The 18,196-nt window shown below is 72.4% G+C and carries 18 protein-coding genes and 1 pseudogene; 17 read left to right on the plus strand and 2 right to left on the minus strand.

Annotation, left to right across the window (positions count from 1 at the left end):
- Positions 1 to 133: 133 nt before the first annotated feature.
- A pseudogene (locus Q3Y56_RS27735) lies at positions 134 to 676 on the plus strand (RNA-guided endonuclease InsQ/TnpB family protein); the annotation flags it as partial.
- Between the two features lie 34 nt (positions 677 to 710).
- Here the strand turns inward: Q3Y56_RS27735 and Q3Y56_RS27740 are convergent.
- The gene (locus Q3Y56_RS27740; protein WP_304464525.1) at positions 711 to 1,343 is read right to left on the minus strand and encodes a nucleotidyltransferase family protein; all 633 of its coding nucleotides are present in this window, start codon (positions 1,341 to 1,343) and stop codon (positions 711 to 713) included.
- A gap of 268 nt (positions 1,344 to 1,611) precedes the next feature.
- On the opposite strand from Q3Y56_RS27740, the gene Q3Y56_RS27745 reads away from it, so the two are divergent.
- On the plus strand, positions 1,612 to 1,956 hold the full coding sequence (locus Q3Y56_RS27745; protein ID WP_304464526.1) for a DUF5955 family protein: 345 nt from the start codon (positions 1,612 to 1,614) through the stop codon (positions 1,954 to 1,956).
- 271 nt (positions 1,957 to 2,227) lie between these two features.
- On the opposite strand, the gene Q3Y56_RS27750 is transcribed toward Q3Y56_RS27745, so the two are convergent.
- A complete protein-coding gene (locus Q3Y56_RS27750) occupies positions 2,228 to 3,019 on the minus strand; it encodes an IclR family transcriptional regulator (protein ID WP_304464527.1) in 792 nt (263 codons plus the stop codon).
- Between the two features lie 388 nt (positions 3,020 to 3,407).
- On the opposite strand from Q3Y56_RS27750, the gene allB reads away from it, so the two are divergent.
- From allB to Q3Y56_RS27825, 15 genes are all read left to right on the plus strand, one after another.
- Entirely contained in the window at positions 3,408 to 4,751 is a 1,344-nt protein-coding gene (gene allB, locus Q3Y56_RS27755) for an allantoinase AllB (RefSeq protein WP_304464528.1), read from the plus strand.
- Positions 4,748 to 5,866 (plus strand): allantoicase, encoded by a 1,119-nt coding sequence (alc, locus tag Q3Y56_RS27760; RefSeq protein WP_304464529.1) that lies wholly within the window; start codon positions 4,748 to 4,750, stop codon positions 5,864 to 5,866. The genes allB and alc overlap by 4 nt, the downstream gene beginning before the upstream one ends.
- A 420-nt stretch (positions 5,867 to 6,286) precedes the next feature.
- Positions 6,287 to 6,727 carry a ribonuclease gene (locus Q3Y56_RS27765; protein WP_304464530.1) on the plus strand — a complete coding sequence of 147 codons (441 nt, stop codon included), beginning with the start codon at positions 6,287 to 6,289 and terminating at the stop codon, positions 6,725 to 6,727.
- Between the two features lie 161 nt (positions 6,728 to 6,888).
- Positions 6,889 to 7,710 carry a transporter substrate-binding domain-containing protein gene (locus tag Q3Y56_RS27770; protein WP_304464531.1) on the plus strand — a complete coding sequence of 274 codons (822 nt, stop codon included), beginning with the start codon at positions 6,889 to 6,891 and terminating at the stop codon, positions 7,708 to 7,710.
- A 194-nt stretch (positions 7,711 to 7,904) separates the two neighbouring features.
- Positions 7,905 to 8,624, plus strand: a complete 720-nt coding sequence (locus Q3Y56_RS27775) for a GntR family transcriptional regulator (RefSeq protein WP_304465829.1) — start codon at positions 7,905 to 7,907, stop codon at positions 8,622 to 8,624.
- Positions 8,625 to 8,866: 242 nt separating this feature from the next.
- A complete protein-coding gene (locus Q3Y56_RS27780; RefSeq protein WP_304464532.1) occupies positions 8,867 to 9,835 on the plus strand; it encodes a sugar ABC transporter substrate-binding protein in 969 nt (322 codons plus the stop codon).
- Entirely contained in the window at positions 9,832 to 10,890 is a 1,059-nt protein-coding gene (locus tag Q3Y56_RS27785) for an ABC transporter permease (RefSeq protein WP_304464533.1), read from the plus strand. The genes Q3Y56_RS27780 and Q3Y56_RS27785 overlap by 4 nt, the downstream gene beginning before the upstream one ends.
- On the plus strand, positions 10,857 to 11,789 hold the full coding sequence (locus tag Q3Y56_RS27790; RefSeq protein ID WP_304464534.1) for an ATP-binding cassette domain-containing protein: 933 nt from the start codon (positions 10,857 to 10,859) through the stop codon (positions 11,787 to 11,789). The genes Q3Y56_RS27785 and Q3Y56_RS27790 overlap by 34 nt, the downstream gene beginning before the upstream one ends.
- Positions 11,790 to 12,094: 305 nt before the next feature.
- Positions 12,095 to 13,216 (plus strand): ROK family glucokinase, encoded by a 1,122-nt coding sequence (locus Q3Y56_RS27795; RefSeq protein ID WP_304464535.1) that lies wholly within the window; start codon positions 12,095 to 12,097, stop codon positions 13,214 to 13,216.
- Complete coding sequence (locus tag Q3Y56_RS27800) at positions 13,213 to 13,833, plus strand: sugar kinase (RefSeq protein WP_304464536.1); 621 nt, start codon at positions 13,213 to 13,215, stop codon at positions 13,831 to 13,833. The genes Q3Y56_RS27795 and Q3Y56_RS27800 overlap by 4 nt, the downstream gene beginning before the upstream one ends.
- Positions 13,834 to 13,907: 74 nt before the next feature.
- Positions 13,908 to 15,212, plus strand: a complete 1,305-nt coding sequence (gene pcaC, locus Q3Y56_RS27805) for a 4-carboxymuconolactone decarboxylase (RefSeq protein ID WP_304464537.1) — start codon at positions 13,908 to 13,910, stop codon at positions 15,210 to 15,212.
- Between the two features lie 66 nt (positions 15,213 to 15,278).
- Complete coding sequence (locus Q3Y56_RS27810) at positions 15,279 to 15,923, plus strand: MBL fold metallo-hydrolase (protein ID WP_304464538.1); 645 nt, start codon at positions 15,279 to 15,281, stop codon at positions 15,921 to 15,923.
- 30 nt (positions 15,924 to 15,953) lie between these two features.
- Positions 15,954 to 16,751, plus strand: a complete 798-nt coding sequence (locus Q3Y56_RS27815) for an exodeoxyribonuclease III (RefSeq protein WP_304464539.1) — start codon at positions 15,954 to 15,956, stop codon at positions 16,749 to 16,751.
- A gap of 82 nt (positions 16,752 to 16,833) precedes the next feature.
- On the plus strand, positions 16,834 to 17,283 hold the full coding sequence (locus Q3Y56_RS27820; protein WP_304464540.1) for a DUF6278 family protein: 450 nt from the start codon (positions 16,834 to 16,836) through the stop codon (positions 17,281 to 17,283).
- A gap of 164 nt (positions 17,284 to 17,447) precedes the next feature.
- A complete protein-coding gene (locus Q3Y56_RS27825; protein WP_304464541.1) occupies positions 17,448 to 18,191 on the plus strand; it encodes an amino acid ABC transporter ATP-binding protein in 744 nt (247 codons plus the stop codon).
- The last annotated feature ends 5 nt before the right edge of the window (positions 18,192 to 18,196 follow it).

Genomic DNA, 18,196 nt, shown 5'->3' on the forward strand with positions numbered 1-18,196 from the left:
TCAGAGTGCCACCTCGTTCACACAGATTCACCCGGCCCGGCGGGGCCGGGCAAAGGCGAACGTGTGTGCCCGCGTTCGCCGATTGAGGTGATCACGGCGGGACAGGGGCGCGGGTATGCGGATCTCGCACGCGAGGGCCAAGGCGAAGCTGACCTGGTACGACCGGATGATGGCTCGCCGCAAGCCGAAGAAGGGGCAGGCTGGATCGAAGGGCTACCGCGAAGCGAAGCGACTGCGCGCCAAGCTGCACAAGAAGGTCGCATGCCAGCGCCAGGACGCCGGCCGTAAATGGGCCAAGAAGGTTGTGACCGACCATGACGTGCTGGCCGTCGAGGACTTCAAGCCGAAGTTCCTCGCCAGGACCACCATGGCCCGAAAGGCTGCCGACGCCGCCATCGGCGCCACCAAACAGGCCCTGATCGAGATGGGCCGCAAGCACGGACGCACCGTGCGCCTGGTACACCCCGCGCACACCACGATGGACTGCGGACACTGCGGAGCGAGAGCCAAGCACGCACTACCGCTAGGAGAGCGCACCTACACCTGCACCGCATGCGGAACCGTGTCCCCCAGGGACAAGAACTCCGCACGTGTGATGCTCATCCGGGCTGGTCTCAACCCGGCTGGTGCTGAGGGCGTAAGACCGCCTGGGGCGCTGCCCCAGGCGGCTGCCTGAGCCAGGAATCCCCTCCCGTCAGAGAGGGGAGGATTCAATCCAGGAGTGCGAGGTCCTCGGGTGTGTCGATGTCGTCGGGCGCGGCGATGTCCCCGCACTCGACGCGGGTGAGTTCCGCCTCGTGCGCGCGCAGGAAGTCGCGGGCGCCGCGGTCCCCGGCGGCCGCCGCCGCGACCCCCGCCCAGTGCTCGCGCGCGAAGAGCACCGGATGGCCGCGCTCCCCGCCATACGTCGCCGCCACCAGGGCCGCCCCCGAGCGGTGGGCGGCCACCAGCCGGGCCACCACCTCCGGGCCGATCCGCGGCTGGTCCACGAGCATCACCAGCGCCGCCGACGCCTCGGTCCCGGCCAGCGCCGCCAGCCCGGTGCGCAGCGAGGAACCCATGCCCGACGCCCAGTCGGGGTTCTCCGCCAGCAGGCAGCCGGACAGTTCGGCCCGCCGCCGCACCTCCTCGGCGGCCGCGCCCAGCACGACCTGGACCGGCCCGCAGCCGCCCGCACGCAGCGCCGCGACGGCCCGCTCCACCAGCGGCCGACCCCGGTACGGCAGCAGCGCCTTGGGCCGCCCGCCCAACCGCCGCCCGCCGCCCGCCGCCAGCAGCAGCCCGGCCACGGGGCCCGCGCCTGCCGCCTCGTGTGAGGCGGCGTCACCTTTCGTACGCGTCATGGCCTCTGCATACCGCATCCGTCCGAGCCGCGCCCGAACCAGCCCGTTCCGAGGGAAGCCGGAAGAAATCGGGGACCTGAATTTCGCCCTCCGTGTGGCGCGCTGTGCGGAGAGTGGCGTTAACTGATCCGGGCCACGCGCGTTCGGTCATCCGCGGACGGGCGCGGCCGGTGTGGGCGATGTGTCTCGCGCGACGGCGCGCGAGGGGGAGAGGCGAGTGTTGTCCGACAATCGTGCGGGGCGTGGGCGGCTGTCCGGCGCTCCGGCCATGAAGGGCGCCGCAGTCGTGGAGCACATGCGGGTGGTCGGCACCGGTGAGGACCCGAGAACGGCGGAGCTGCTGCGGGCGGTGACCCGGCTGCGCCGCGAACTCGCCGCGTACCGGGCGGACTTGCCGGACCGGGACATAGCCGAGGACGAGCTGGCGGCGCTGGACGCCATGGCGCGCGCGGGCGCGCCGCCCGAGCTGTCCCGGCTCTTCCGCTCGCTGCTGCTGGTCGCGGGCGCGCTCGGCTCGGTCAGCGCGCTGGCCCCCGCGCTGAGCGCGGTGCGGACGGCGGTCGACCTGTTCGGCGACGTACCGCGCTCCCGGGCCGGTACGGAACGGGGCTGACCGGGCACGGGGCTGGACCGGCGGCGGCCGGTGCGGAGCGGGCCGACGCGTGTCGGTGCGGAGTGGGCCGACGCGTGTCGGTACGGAGCTGGGTCGACTCGTGCCGGTACCGAACGGGCTGACGCGTGCCGATACGGAGCGGGGCTGACCAGGGTCGCGGCAGGTCACCCGGCACGGCACGGGCCCGCGCTCCGGGCCGCGACGGCCGCCCCGGTGCGCAGCCGCGGACCCGGGCGCGCGGCCGTCGGTTACGCGCTCCCGCGCGTGCCCGTTACGCGTTCCCGTTCGTGTCGGTGAGCGCCACCGACAGCTGGGCCGCGACCGCCTTGAGGATCGGCACGATCTCCTCCGTGGCCTCCTCCGTCACCCGCCCGGCCGGGCCGGAGATCGAGATGGCCGCCGCCGTGGGGGAGTCGGGCACGGAGACCGCCAGACAGCGCACGCCCATCTCCTGCTCGTTGTCGTCGACCGCGTACCCCGCCTCGCGCACCTGCTCCAGCGCGGCGAGGAAGTCGTCCGGCGAGGTGATGGTCTTCTGTGTCGCGGCGGGCATCCCGGTGCGGGCGAGCAGGGCCCGTACCTCCTCGGGCGGGGTGTGCGCGAGCAGCGCCTTGCCCACGCCCGTCGAGTGCGGCAGCACCCGCCGCCCCACCTCGGTGAACATCCGCATCGAGTGGCGCGAGGGCACCTGCGCCACGTAGACCACCTCGTCGCCGTCGAGCAGCGCCATGTTCGCCGTCTCGCCGGTCTCCTCCACCAACTGCGCCAGGTAGGGGCGGGCCCAGGTGCCCAGCAGCCGGGACGCGCTCTCGCCGAGCCGGATCAGCCGCGGGCCCAGCGCGTAGCGCCGGTTCGGCTGCTGGCGTACGTACCCGCAGGCCACCAGCGTCCGCATCAGCCGGTGGATGGTGGGCAGGGGCAGTCCGCTGCTGCCGGACAGCTCGCTCAGCCCGACCTCGCCCCCGGCGTCGGCCATCCGCTCCAGCAGGTCGAAGGCGCGCTCAAGGGACTGGACGCCGCCAGAGCTGTTGCTGGCGGTCTTGGGCTCGGCGGACGGCGGCACGTCGCGTTCCTTTCGGGACGGGTGGGGTCGATCGTCGCGCGGTGACGGGCGCCGCGGTGCCGACCGGCAACGGGCAGCCTACCCGCCCCCGGCGATCTCCACAGCGCCTTGGGCGTGCGGTTATCGCCGGTCACGGGCTGTTTGCGGCGGAGCTCGCCCGGCCGGGCACGGGGTGGTCGGCCGCACCAGTGGACGGAACCACATTCTACTTCGCGGAAAGGCTCTTCCATTTTGTGGAATCCTCCGAGTCGCGGCCGGATTGGCGGCGCCGCGCCCCATCGGTGGGTGGGCGGGTCTTGACTCCGTGGCGAGCCGGAGGGAAAACTCTCAACAGAACGTTGAATTCCGCAATGCGGAAACATGGCGGTAACTTTATTGGGAGGGATAGGTGTCCGACGTGGAGCTGGTGCTGCGCTCGACGCGCGTCATGACCCCGGAAGGCACGCGCGCCGCTGCCGTCGCCGTCGCCGACGGGAAGATCACCGCTGTCCTGCCGTACGACGCCGAGATCCCCGCCGGGGCCCGGACCGAGGACCTCGGCGACGACGTCCTCCTCCCCGGCCTCGTCGACACCCACGTCCACGTCAACGACCCTGGGCGCACCGAGTGGGAGGGATTCGCCTCCGCCACCCGCGCGGCCGCCGCGGGCGGCGTCACCACGCTGATCGACATGCCGCTCAACAGCATCCCGCCGACCACCACCCTCGACGGGCTGGAGGTCAAGCGGGCCGTCGCCCGCGCCCAGGCCCACATCGACGTCGGCTTCTGGGGCGGCGCCGTCCCCGGCAACGTCCCCGACCTGCGCCCGCTGCACGACGCCGGGGTCTTCGGCTTCAAGTGCTTCCTGCTCCACTCCGGCGTCGACGAGTTCCCGCCGCTGGGCCCGCCCGAGCTGGAGGCCGCCCTCGCCGAGATCGCCGGCTTCGGCGGGCTGCTCATCGTGCACGCCGAGGACCCGCAGCTCATCGGTGGCGCCCCGGAGCCCCAGGGTCCGCGCTACGCCGACTTCCTCGCCTCCCGCCCGCGCGCCGCCGAGGACCGGGCCATCGCCGGACTGATCGACCTGGCCCGCAAACTGGACGCGCGCGTACACGTGTTGCACCTGTCCTCCGGCGACGCCCTGCCGCTGATCGCCGACGCCCGCCGCGAGGGCGTCCGCGTCACCGTCGAGACCTGCCCGCACTTCCTGACCCTGACCGCCGAGGAAGTGCCCGACGGCGCCACCGAGTTCAAGTGCTGCCCGCCCATCCGGGAGGCCGCCAACCAGGACGCCCTGTGGGCGGGCCTGGCCGACGGCACCATCGACTGCGTCGTCTCCGACCACTCCCCGTGCACCGCGGACCTCAAGGTCGGCGACTTCGGCCAGGCGTGGGGTGGCATCGCCTCCCTCCAGCTCGGCCTGCCCGCCGTATGGACCGAGGCCCGGCGGCGCGGCCGCTCCCTGGAGGACGTGGTCCGCTGGATGGCGACCGCCCCGGCCGACCTCGTCGGCCTGGGCGCCAAGGGCGCGATCGAGGCCGGCCGGGACGCCGACTTCGCCGTCCTCGCGCCCGACGAGACCTTCACCGTGGACGCCGAAACGCTTCTGCACCGCAACCCCGTCACCGCGTACGCCGGGAAGACCCTGTACGGAGTCGTACGGTCCACCTGGCTGCGCGGCCGCAAGATCGCCGATCACGGCGTCACCACCGAACCCACCGGCCGACTCCTCGAAAGGCAGCCCCAGGCATGACCGCCGCGATACCTTCCTTCACCGGAGACGCCAACCCGTACGGCGGGGGCGACCCGTACGCCGACTACCGCACCGCCGACTTCCCCTTCGCCCACCTCGTGGACCTCGCCGACCGCCGACTCGGCGCGGGCGTCATCGCCGCCAACGACGAGTTCTTCGCCCAGCGGGAGAACCTCCTGCTGCCCGAGCCCGCCCACTTCGACCCGGAGTCCTTCGGGCACAAGGGCAAGATCATGGACGGTTGGGAGACCCGGCGGCGGCGCGGCGCCGACGCCGACCACCCGCACCCCACCGACGAGGACCACGACTGGGCACTGGTCCGCCTCGGCGCGCCCGGCGTCATCCGCGGCATCGTGGTGGACACCGCCCACTTCCGCGGCAACTACCCGCAGGCGATCAGCGTCGAGGCCGCCTCCGTCCCCGGCTCGCCGTCCCCGGAGGAACTGCTGGCCCCGGACGTGAAGTGGACGACGCTGGTGCCGCGCACGGCGGTCGGCGGCCACGCGGCCAACGGCTTCGCCGTCGACGCCGAGCAGCGCTTCACCCACCTGCGGCTCAACCAGCACCCCGACGGCGGTGTCGCCCGGCTGCGGGTGTACGGGGAGGTCGCACCGGACCCGGCGTGGCTCGCCGCCCTCGGCACCTTCGACGTGGCCGCCCTGGAGAACGGCGGCCAGGTCGAGGACGCCTCCAACCTCTTCTACTCGCCGGCCACCAACACCATCCAGCCGGGCCGCTCCCGGAAGATGGACGACGGCTGGGAGACCCGGCGGCGCCGCGACAAGGGCAACGACTGGATCCGCTACCGGCTGGCCGCGCGATCCGAGATCCACGCCGTCGAGATCGACACCGCCTACCTCAAGGGCAACGCGGCGGGCTGGGCGGCGCTGTCCGTCCGCGACGGCGACGGCGGCGAGTGGGCCGAGGTCCTGCCCCGCACCCGCCTCCAGCCGGACACCAACCACCGCTTCGTCCTCGCCTCGCCCGCCGTCGGCACGCACGTGCGGATCGACATCTTCCCGGACGGCGGCATCTCCCGGCTGCGGCTGCACGGCGCCCTGACCCCCGACGGCGCGGCACATCTCGCCGCCCGCCACCGGGAACTCGGCGGCTGACGGACCGTAAAGCCCGGCCTCTCCCGAGGACCGCGCGGAACCGGCTGACGGCCGACAAGGCCCCGCCCCCCCCAGAACGGCTGACGGAAGGGCCGCCGACCGCTCCCACGCCAGGTCGGCGGCCTGCCTTCGCGGTGGCGCCCGTCAGTTCGGCCGCGGCGCGGGCTCCGGAATACCCATGGAGTTTCGGGATACCGGAGCACCGCGCCGCAGGCGCGCGCCGGCGGGCACGAACACCTCCGCCCGCCATGGGCGGCGACGAACGCCCCCACCCACGCCGCACGCGAGGCCCGCGCGGTCAACGAGCGGTAAACACTCCGTCACTTCGTGGACGTGATCGGTCGGATCTTGTGAACTCCCGGGAAACAATGCCCCCTTGGCGTTGACATGTCACCGTCTACGCGCGTCATGCTGGTGGGCATGAGAATCCCCCCACGGATCGCCCGTATCGGCGCCCTCGGTGCCCTCGCCTCGACCCTGCTCCTCGCCGGACCCGCCGTCGCGGCAACCCCCGGGCCGCAGCAGGCCGCGTGGCAGACGACCGCCACGGTCGCCGCGCCGTTCCAGGCCAAGGCCGTCGGCGACATCTGCTACTCCGACCTGCCGTCCCAGGCCCACGACACCCTCGACCTGATCGCGTCCGGCGGTCCGTTCCCGTACCCGCAGGACGGGACGGTCTTCCAGAACCGGGAGGGCGTCCTCGCGTCACAGAGCAGCGGCTACTACCACGAGTACACCGTGATCACGCCCGGCTCCGACAACCGCGGCGCCCGCCGGATCGTCACCGGTGAGCGTACGAACGAGGACTACTACACCGCCGACCACTACAGGACCTTCGACCTGGTCGACCGCTCCTGCTGACGGATCGCCACCGAACGGACTGCCATGAAGCGGACTGCCCTGGAGCGGACCGCTGCTGACGGGCCGCCACCCCCCTACACTGCGGCCGCTGCCTCCGCCCGGCAGCGGCCGCAGTCCTGCGGCCGTGTCGCCGGGCTCCGTCCGCCAGCCAAGGAGATGCCGTGAAACGTGCCGTCACGCTGTCCGCCCTCGCCGCCGTGCTCGCCGCGACCGCCGCCGGCTCGGCCCTGGCGTCCGGCGCCGGAGCGCCCCGTACCGCGGCGCACAAGAAGGACGCCACGCTGCTGGACGCGGTGCCCGCGCGCGGTGTGCTGCGGGTGTGCACCACCGGGGACTACCGGCCCTTCACCCATCGCGACCCCGCGACCGGCAGGTACCGCGGCATCGACATCGACATGGCGGCCGACCTGGCGAAGAGCCTGGACGCCAGGCCCGCGTTCACGGCCACCACCTGGGCGAAGCTGGTGGACGACCTCGCCGCGGGCCGGTGCGACATCGCCATGGGTGGGGTGTCGGTGACCCTGCCGCGGGCCCGCAAGGCGTACTTCAGCGAGCCCTACCTCACCGACGGCAAGACGCCGATCGTCCGGTGCGAGGACCAGGAGAAGTACCGCACGCTGGAGCAGATCGACCGGCCGGGCGTGCGGGTGGTCGTCAATCCCGGCGGCACCAACGAGCAGTTCGCCCGTGCCCACATCAAGCGGGCCACCCTGACCGTCCACCCCGACAACACCACGATCTTCGAGGAGATCATCGCGGGCCGCGCCGACGTGATGATGACGGACGCCGGCGAGACCCGCTACCAGTCCAAGATCCACCCGGAGCTGTGCGCGGTCCACCCGGACCGGCCGTTCACCTTCTCGGAGAAGGCCTACGCCCTGCCGCGCGGCGACGAGGAGTTCAGGGCTTACGTCGACCAGTGGGTGCACCTCGCCACCCATGACGGCACGTATGCCAAATACCAGGACGAGTGGATGAAGTGACCCGTCAGTGCCCCGTCGGTGACCCGTAGGTGATCCGCCCCCGCGGGCCCGCCCGTGGCGCTGAACCCGCGTATGTTGTCAGGACAACCTGACGTCACGGCTTTGCGTCATGTACGCGGCCGGTTACGCTCACCTCCGTGGCAGCAACGCAGGGAACCGACTCACCGGCGGCACCGGAACCGGTCCAGTTCAGCGTGGACCGCAGCAGCCCCGTTCCGCTCTACTTCCAGCTCTCCCAGCAGCTCGAGGCGGCGATCGAGCAGGGGCGGCTGGCCCCCGGCAGCCTGCTCGGGAACGAGATCGAGCTGGCCGGACGGCTCGGGCTGTCCCGCCCCACCGTCCGCCAGGCGATCCAGACGCTCGTCGACAAGGGCCTGCTGGTGCGCCGCCGAGGCGTCGGTACGCAGGTGGTGCACAGCCAGGTCAAGCGCCCGCTGGAGCTCAGCAGCCTCTACGACGACCTCGAATCCGCAGGTCAGCGCCCTGCCACCCGCGTCCTGACCAACACCACCGAGCCCGCCTCCGCCGAGGTCGCCGCCGCGCTCGGCGTCGCCGAGGGGGCCGAGGTCGTCCTCATCGAGCGGCTGCGGCTCGCCCACGGGGAGCCCGTGGCCCATCTGCGGAACCACCTGCCGGCCGGGTTGCTCAAGCTGGACGGCCCGGCCCTGGAGGAGACCGGCCTGTACCGGCTGATGCGCGCGGCCGGGATCACCCTGCACAGCGCCCGGCAGACCGTCGGGGCGCGCGCCGCGACCGCCGAGGAGGGCGAGCGGCTCGGCGAGCCGGCGGGCGCGCCGCTGCTGACCATGGAGCGGACGACCTTCGACGACACCGGGCGGGCCGTCGAGTTCGGCTCGCACATCTACCGCGCCTCGCGCTACGCCTTCGAGTTCCAGCTGCTCGTACGACCCTGAGGCCGCCCGTACGCTCGCGAAGCCGCCCGTACGCTCCTGAAGCCGCTCGTACGGCCCTGAGGCCGCCCGGATCCCGCCTGTCCGGTACCTGCCAGGGGACCCGCTGGGCGTCGCCGGACGCGGTGACGGATACTTGGGCGCCGTGTGCCGCTCGTCGGCACCGACCGCACCCTGGTGATCACTGAGAAGGGCGAGACTTCGTGGCAAAGCTTCGGACAGGTGTACGAGCGATAACCGCCGTGATGGCAGCGGTGCTCGGCGCGACCGCCCTGGCGGGGTGCAGCAGCACCGGCGGCAAGCGCGCGGAGGAGCGGGCGGCCGAGGCCAACGGCAAGGCGGCGGTCTCCACCCCCCGCTGGACCGTCGCCATGGTCACGCACTCCGGTGACGGCGACACCTTCTGGGACATCGTCCAGAACGGCGCCGAGGAAGCGGCCCGCAAGGACAACATCAAGTTCGTCTACGGCCACCACGAGGAGGGCCAGCAGCAGGCCCAGCTCGTGCAGTCCTACATTGACCAGCACGTCGACGGGCTGATCGTCTCGCTCGCCAAGCCCGAGGCCATGAAGGACGTGCTCAAGAAGGCCCGCAAGGCGGGCATCCCCGTGATCACGGTCAACTCCGGGTCCGACCAGTCCAAGGAGTTCGGCGCCCTCGCCCACATCGGCCAGGACGAGTCCATCGCGGGCGAGGCGGTCGGCGAGGAGCTCAACAAGCGGGGCAAGAAGAAGGCCCTGTGCGTCCTGCACGAGCAGGGCAACGTCGGCCACGAGCAGCGCTGCGACGGCACCGAGAAGACCTTCACCGGCAAGCTGGAGAAGCTCTACGTCGAAGGCACCAACATGCCCGACGTCCAGTCCTCCATCGAGGCCAAGCTCCAGGCCGACAAGGACATCGACGCCGTCGTCACCCTCGGCGCGCCCTTCGCCGACACCGCCGCCAAGGCCGCCGACCAGGCGGGCAGCGACGCGGAGATCGACACCTTCGACCTCAACGCCAAGGTCGCCTCCTCCCTCCAGGACGGCTCGCTCGGCTTCGCCGTCGACCAGCAGCCGTACCTCCAGGGCTACGAGGCCGTCGACCTGCTGTGGCTGTACCGCTACAACGCCGACGTCCTCGGCGGCGGCCGCCCGGTGCTCACCGGACCGCAGATCATCACCAAGGACGACGCCGCCGACCTCGCCGCCTACACCAAGCGGGGCACCCGATGAGCGCCGCGACCGCCCCGTCCGCGGCCCCGGAGAAGACCGAGGATGAGCGGCTGGCGCCCCGGTCGGCGGTCCGCCGGCTGCTCGGCCGTCCGGAGCTGGGCGCCGTCGTCGGCGCCGGCGCCGTCTTCGTCTTCTTCTCCATCGTTGCCGAGACGTTCCTGCAGTGGTCCAGCTTCAGCACGGTGCTGTACGCGTCCTCGACCATCGGCATCATGGCGGTGCCGGTGGCGTTGCTGATGATCGGCGGCGAGTTCGACCTGTCGGCGGGCGTCATGGTCGCCTCGTCCGCGCTGATCGCGTCGATGTTCTCGTACCAGATGACGGCCAACGTCTGGGTCGGTGTCGGGGTGTCCCTCGTGGCCACCCTCGCCATCGGCTTCTTCAACGGCTTCCTGCTCACCCGCACCAAGCTGCCCAGCTTCATCATCACGCTGGGCACCTTCCTGATGCTGACCGGTGCCAACCTCGGCTTCACCAAGCTGATCAGCGGCACCGTCTCCACCAAGACCATCGGCGACATGGAGGGCTTCCCCTCCGCCCGCAAGGTCTTCGCCTCGCACCTGACGATCGGCGACGTCGACCTCAACGTCACCATCCTGTGGTGGTTCGGCCTGGTCGCGGTGGCCACCTGGGTCCTGCTGCGCACCCGGATGGGCAACTGGATCTTCGCGGCGGGCGGCGGCGCGGACGCGGCCCGCGCGGTCGGTGTCCCGGTCAACCGCACCAAGATCGGCCTGTACATGGCGGTGGCGTTCGGCGCGTGGATCTCCGGGATGCACCTGCTGATGTCGTACGACGTGGTGCAGTCCAGCGAGGGCGTCGGCAACGAGTTCCTGTACATCATCGCGGCCGTCATCGGCGGCTGTCTGATGACCGGCGGGTACGGCTCGGCCGTCGGCGCCGCCGTCGGGGCGTTCATCTTCGGCATGACGAACAAGGGCATCGTGTACGCCCAGTGGAGCGCGGACTGGTTCAAGCTGTTCCTCGGGGCGATGCTGCTGTTCGCGGTGCTGCTGAACGCATGGGTCCGCAAGCGGTCGGAGGCCGGCAAGTGAGCACAGAGCACGTGAGCACAGAGCACGAGACCGCGGAGCACGAGACCACAGAGCAGGTGACCGCCGAACGGACCCCGCTGGTCGAGCTGGCCGAGGTCAGCAAGACCTACGGCAACGTCAAGGCGCTCCAGGACGTCTCCCTCGAGGTGCACGCCGGGGAGATCACCTGCGTGCTCGGCGACAACGGCGCCGGCAAGTCCACCCTCATCAAGATCATCGCCGGGCTGCACCGGCACGACGCGGGCACCTTCACCGTCGAGGGCGAGGAGGCCCGGCTCGGCTCGCCCCGCGAGGCCCTGGACCGCGGGATCGCCACCGTCTACCAGGACCTCGCCGTCGTCCCGCTGATGCCGGTGTGGCGCAACTTCTTCCTCGGCTCCGAGCCCACCAAGGGCCGCGGGCCCTTCAAGCGGCTCGACGTGGCGCGGATGCGCGAGACCACGCGCAGCGAGCTGCTGCGCATGGGCATCGACCTGCGCGACGTCGACCAGCCGATCGGCACCCTGTCCGGCGGCGAGCGGCAGTGCGTGGCCATCGCCCGCGCCGTCTACTTCGGCGCCAAGGTGCTGGTCCTGGACGAGCCGACCGCCGCGCTGGGCGTCAAGCAGTCCGGTGTGGTGCTCAAGTACGTCGCCGCCGCCCGCGACGCGGGCCTGGGCGTCGTCCTGATCACCCACAACCCGCACCACGCCTACCTGGTCGGCGACCGCTTCGTCCTGCTCAAGCGCGGCACCATGGCCGGCAGCCACGCGAAGTCGGAGATCGCCCTGGAGGAACTGACCCGCCAGATGGCGGGCGGCAGCGAGCTGGAGCAGCTCAGCCACGAGCTGGCCCGCACGCCCGCCCCCGACCTGTCGGGCAGCCCGGCCGCCAAGGCCGACGTCCCCGTCAAGGAGTGACGCCCCCCGTCAGGGAGTGACGCCCCCCGTGAGGAAGTGACGCACCCCGTCTGGGAATGACGCACCCCGGCAGGGGCTGAGGCACTGCCGGGGTCCGAGCCCCGCCGGGGGACCGCGCCCCCGCCGGGGCCGTTATGCGCCGCGTACCGCCGGTGAGGCACAATCGGCCACGGCGGGCCGCGCCCGCAGCCAACCGTGACCAGAGGCTCCGGCCTCCCGAGACCTCCGCAGGGACGACGACTCTTGCGAGCACGCACCCGCAGCGAACGCGACCCAGACACCGCCCCCGCGAAGGGGTGCAGCCGATGAGCATGTATCGCGAACGCGTGCACCGGGGCTCGGCCCGGGCCACCGTGCTGCGCACCGTCGGCACCCGCGAGCGGCGCTCCCACCTGACCGCCCCCCGGGTGCCGACCGTCGGCATCGACATCGGCGGCACCAAGGTCGCCGCCGGCGTCGTCGACGCCGACGGCAACATCCTGGAGAAGGTCCGCACCGAGACCCCCGACAAGTCCAAGAGCCCCAAGGTCGTCGAGGACGTCATCGTCGACCTGGTGCTGGACCTGTCCGACCGGCACGACGTGCATGCCGTCGGCATCGGCGCGGCCGGCTGGGTCGACGCCGACCGCAACCGCATCCTGTTCGCGCCGCACCTGTCCTGGCGCAACGAACCGCTGCGGGACCGGATCGCCCAGCGCCTCGCCGTCCCGGTCATGGTCGACAACGACGCCAACACCGCCGCCTGGGCGGAGTGGCGGTTCGGCGCCGGACGCGGCGAGGACCACCTCGTCATGATCACCCTCGGCACCGGCATCGGCGGCGCCATCCTGGAGGACGGCCAGGTCAAGCGCGGCAAGTACGGCGTCGCCGGCGAGTTCGGCCACATGCAGGTCGTCCCCGGCGGCCACCGCTGCCCGTGCGGCAACCGCGGCTGCTGGGAGCAGTACAGCTCCGGCAACGCCCTGGTCCGCGAGGCCCGCGAGCTGGCCGCCGCCGAGTCGCCCGTCGCGTACGGCATCATCGACCGCGTCGGCGGCCACATCCCGGACATCACCGGCCCGCTCATCACCGAGCTGGCCCGCGAGGGCGACGCCATGTGCGTCGAGCTCCTCCAGGACATCGGCGAGTGGCTCGGCGTCGGCATCGCCAACCTCGCCGCCGCCCTCGACCCGTCCTGCTTCGTCATCGGCGGCGGCGTCAGCGCCGCCGACGACCTGCTGATCGGCCCCGCCCGCAACGCCTTCCGGCGCACCCTCACCGGCCGCGGCTACCGGCCCGAGGCCCGCATCGTCAAGGCCCAGCTCGGCCCGGAGGCCGGCATGGTCGGCGCCGCCGACCTCGCCCGGCTCGTCGCCCGCCGCTTCCGGCGCGCCACCCGGCGCCGCGTCGAGCGGTACGAGCGCTACGCACAGGCGGGCCGCGGATGAGTGGCGCCAACGACCACGAGCGGTCCTCCGACCCCGAGCGGCCGGAGGAGCCCGGCCAGGCCCAGCAGCCCGGCCGCGCCGGCGCGGCGCCAGGGGACCGCCCCGGCCGTCGGCACCCCTGGCTCACCGCGATCGTCGTCTTCCTGCTGATCACCATCCCGGCGGGCTACCTCGTCATCTCCGCGCTCCAGAGCCGGGACAGCGGCGAGGAGAAGCAGGAGAACGCCTCCGCCACCGGCCTGACCGAGGACTGGCCGAGCAAGGTTCAGCGGCGCATCTACGACGTGTGGATCCCGCCGTGGTCGCGGGAAGTGGCGTACTACGAGACCAACAGCTGGAAGACCAGCACCATGTACGTCCAGTTCCTCACCTCCCCCGAGGGCGTCGACCGGTACCTGAAGGACACCCTGCACACCGACTCGCGGGCGCTGGTCGACGGCAAGGTCCCCGTCAACGAGGCCGAGGAGAAGGCCGCGGGGTGGCGCCTGGACCGCGGCGAGGGCTGGTCCGGCCTCACCGTCGACCAGAAGGACCCGGAGCCCACGGTGGACGTCGCCGTCCAATGGGTCGACGCCCGCCACCGCATGGTGTACATCGTCTCCACCATCACCCCCTGATCGGGGTGCCGGGCGGCAGCGGATAGCGTGAGCGGCGTGAGCATGACGAAGACCCTGCGGATGGCGTGAACGGCGTGAGCGAGACGAAGACCCTGCAGTACCGGACTGACGGCCCCGAGGACGGGCCCGCCCTCATCCTCGGCCCGTCCCTGGGCACCACCTGGCACATGTGGGACCGGCAGATCCCCGAGCTGTCCCGGCACTGGCGCGTCATCCGCTTCGACCTGCCCGGCCACGGCGGCTCGCCCGCCCACCCCGCCACCGCCGTCTCCGAGCTCGCCGACCGGCTGCTGGCCACCCTCGACGAGCTCGGCGTGGACCGCTTCGGCTACGCGGGCTGCTCGCTCGGCGCCGCCATCGGCGCCGACCTCGCGCTGCGCCACCCGCACCGGCTCGGCTCCCTCGCCCTGGTCTCCGCCTCCGCGCGCCACGGGACCGCCGACGCCTGGCGGCAGCGCGGTGTCGTCGTCCGCACCAACGGACTGGACCCGATCGCCCGCACCACCCCCGAGCGCTGGTTCACCCCCGCCTTCTCCGCCGCCCAGCCCGCCATCGTCGACTGGTCCGTCCAGATGGTGCGCACCACCGACCCCGGCTGCTACATCGCCGCCTGCGAGGCCCTGGCCGCCTTCGACATCCGCGCCGGACTCGGCAGCGTCGGCGTCCCGACGCTGGTCCTCGTCGGCGCCGACGACCAGGTCACCCCCGCCGCCGACGCCCGGACCCTGGTGGCCGGGATACCGGACGCCCGCCTCGCCCTGGTCCCCGGCGCCTCCCACCTCGCCCCGATCGAGCAGCCTGCCGCCGTCACCGACCTGCTCGTCCGGCACTTCTCCGGCTCCTGGCAGAACCCGGACCACACGACGGGGATGACGGCCATCCCCGCGCCCCCCGTCAAGCCGCAGCTCGCGCCCGCGCCGCCCGCCGCCCCCACCGCTCCGGCTGCTCCGGCCGCCGAGCCCGCCGCCACCCGGCCGGACCCGGTCGCCGACGCCCGCGCCGACGCGTACGACCACGGCATCAAGGTCCGCCGCGAGGTGCTCGGCGACGCCCACGTGGACCGGGCCGCCGCGAACACCGACGACTTCACCGAGGACTTCCAGGACTTCGTCACCCGCTACGCCTGGGGCGAGGTGTGGTCCCGGCCCGGCCTCGACCGGCGGACCCGCAGCGTCATCACGCTCACCGCCCTCGCCGCCCGCGGCCACTTCGACGAACTGGCCTTCCACACCCGCGCCGCGCTGCGCAACGGACTCACCCCCGCCGAGATCAAGGAGGTGCTGCTGCACACGGGCGTCTACTGCGGGGTGCCGGCCGCGAACTCCGCCTTCGCCGTGGCCCAGCGGATCATCCGGGAGGAGACCTGCCCGGAGGAGTGAGCCGGGGTGCCACCGCCACCCGGCTGAGCGCCCCTGTACCGGGCCGCGGCAGGGCAGGATGGGATCATGAAGCTCACCAAGAAGGGCCACGCCTGCGTCCGGCTCGAACGGGACGGGCAGGTGCTCGTCATCGACCCGGGCGCGTTCACCGAGGCCGACGCCGCCGTCGGCGCCGACGCGATCCTGGTCACCCACGAGCACCTCGACCACTTCGACGAGGGACGGCTGCGCGCGGCCATGGAGGCCAACCCGGCGGCCGAGATCTGGACCCTGGCCGGCGTCGCCGAGCGGATCTCCGCCGCCTTCCCCGGCCGGGTGCACACCGTCGGCCACGGCGACGCCTTCACCGCCGCGGGCTTCGACATCGAGGTCCACGGCGAGCTGCACGCGGTCATCCACCCCGACATCCCGCGGATCACCAACGTCGGCTACGTGGTGGACGGCTCGGTCTTCCACCCCGGCGACGCCCTCACCGTGCCCGACCGGCCGGTGGAGACCCTGCTGCTGCCCGTACAGGCCCCGTGGAGCAAGCTGTCGGAGGTCGTCGACTACATCCGCGAGGTCCGCCCGCGCCGCGCCTACGACATCCACGACGCGCTGCTCACGGACATCGCGCACCAGGTCTACGGCCGGATGCTGGGCCCCGAGGGCCCCGGCATCGCCGGCGCCGAGCACACCCGCCTGGCCCCCGGCGACAGCGTCACTCTGTGACTGTCAGACCCGGCCTGTAGGTTTGACGGCATGCGCATCGCCACGTGGAACGTCAACTCGATCACCGCCCGGCTGCCCCGGCTGCTGGCCTGGCTGGAGACCACCGGCACGGACGTCCTGTGCATACAGGAGACCAAGTGCGGCGACGACGCCTTCCCCTACGAGCCGCTGCGCGCCCTGGGGTACGAGGCGGCGGTCAACGCCGACGGCCGGTGGAACGGGGTCGCGGTGATCTCCAAGGTCGGCCTGGAGGACGTGGTGACCGGCCTGCCCGGCGGCCCCGCCTACGAGGGCGTGCAGGAGCCGCGCGCCATCAGCGCCACCTGCGGCCCGGCCCGCGTCTGGTCGGTGTACGTGCCCAACGGCCGCGAGATCGGCCACCCGCACTACGCGTACAAGCTGGACTGGTTCCAGGCGCTGAGGTCGGCGGTCGCCGAGGACGCGGCCGGAGAGCGCCCGTTCGCCGTCCTCGGCGACTACAACGTGGCGCCCGCGGACGAGGACGTGTGGGACCGTGCCTTCTTCGAGGGCTCCACGCACGTGACCGACCTGGAGCGCGAGGCTCTGGCCGGGCTGCGCGAGGCCGGGCTCTCCGACGTGGTGCCGCGCCCGCTGAAGTACGACCACCCCTTCACCTACTGGGACTACCGCCAGCTGTGCTTCCCCAAGAACCGGGGCATGCGCATCGACCTGGTCTACGGCAACGCCCCGTTCGCCAAGGCCGTCACCGACGCGTACGTGGACCGCGAGGAGCGCAAGGGCAAGGGCGCCTCGGACCATGCCCCGGTCGTGGTCGACCTCGCTCTGGAGACGGAGCAGTTCAGCTGACCGGGGACCGGGCGTCAGGCCCGGCGACCGGAATCCGCGCGCCCTGTGGTATGTACGCCGCCGCGGTGCGACCCTGAACCGTATGAACATCTCTTTCCTGGGCAACTGGCGCAAGAGGCACAGTGCGGCGCGGGGCACGGCGCTGGCGGTGGCCCAGGAGAGCGACCCGGAGGGCGTGGCCCAGCTGCTGTCGGAGTGCGAACTGCTGCGCGCCCGCGCCGCGTCCGCCGGTGTGGAACTCGACGACACACCGGCCTCCTTGGAAGCCCTGGACCAGCTCCAGCCGCGCTGGCGCGACCACCCCGACGACCCCGACGAGCTGACCTGGCTGGGCAACGACGCGGGCCTGTACCTGGGCACGGTCGTGGTCCGCACCGTGCCCGGCGCCCGCTGGCAGCTGTGGCCCGACGAGCGGCCGGTGGTCCGGCTCGGCTCCGGGCGCGAGGTCGACGTGGTGGAGGCCGGCCTCCAGTGGGCGGCCGTCGGCGTTCCCGAGCTGTCCCAGCTCTACGCGGAGGTCGCCGAGGGCTGACGCGCGGCCGCCCCGGGCCGGACCGCCCGTCGTGGTGGTTCTCCGCGCCCGGATGCGTGTCGCCCGGAAAGTCCCGCTTCGCTGCGGATAGTTTGCGCTGACCGCGAGAGAGCCGCGAGGGACCGCGAGAGCCGCGAGACAGCGACGAGTGGGTAGGGCTGCGTATGGCCGTCGATCCGTTGATCGAACTGCGAGGCGTCAACAAGTACTTCGGCAGGCTGCACGTCCTGCGGGACATCGACCTCGCCGTCGACCGCGGCGAGGTCGTGGTGGTGATCGGCCCCTCGGGCTCGGGGAAGTCGACCCTGTGCCGGGCGATCAACCGGCTGGAGACCATCCAGTCCGGCAGCATCGCCGTCGACGGCAAGCCGCTGCCCGAGGAGGGCAAGGAGCTCGCGCGGCTCCGTGCCGACGTCGGCATGGTCTTCCAGTCCTTCAACCTCTTCGCGCACAAGACCGTGCTGGAGAACGTGGTCCTCGCCCAGATGAAGGTCCGCAAGCGCAAGCGGGAGGAGGCCGAGGCGCACTCCCGCGAGCTGCTGGACCGCGTCGGGCTCGCCGACCAGGCGCCCAAGTACCCGGCCCAGCTCTCCGGCGGCCAGCAGCAGCGGGTCGCGATCGCCCGCGCGCTGGCCATGAAGCCCAAGGTGATGCTCTTCGACGAGCCGACGTCCGCGCTCGACCCGGAGATGATCAACGAGGTCCTGGAGGTCATGCGGCAGCTGGCCCGGGAGGGGATGACGATGGTCGTCGTCACCCACGAGATGGGCTTCGCCCGGTCCGCCGCGAACCGGGTCGTGTTCATGGCCGACGGCGCCGTCGTGGAGGACCGCACCCCGGAGGAGTTCTTCACCGCGCCCCGCAGCGAACGCGCCAAGGACTTCCTCTCCAAGATCCTCAAGCACTGACCGGG

It is taken from the genome of Streptomyces sp. XD-27 (genome assembly GCF_030553055.1).
Lineage (GTDB): Bacteria > Actinomycetota > Actinomycetes > Streptomycetales > Streptomycetaceae > Streptomyces.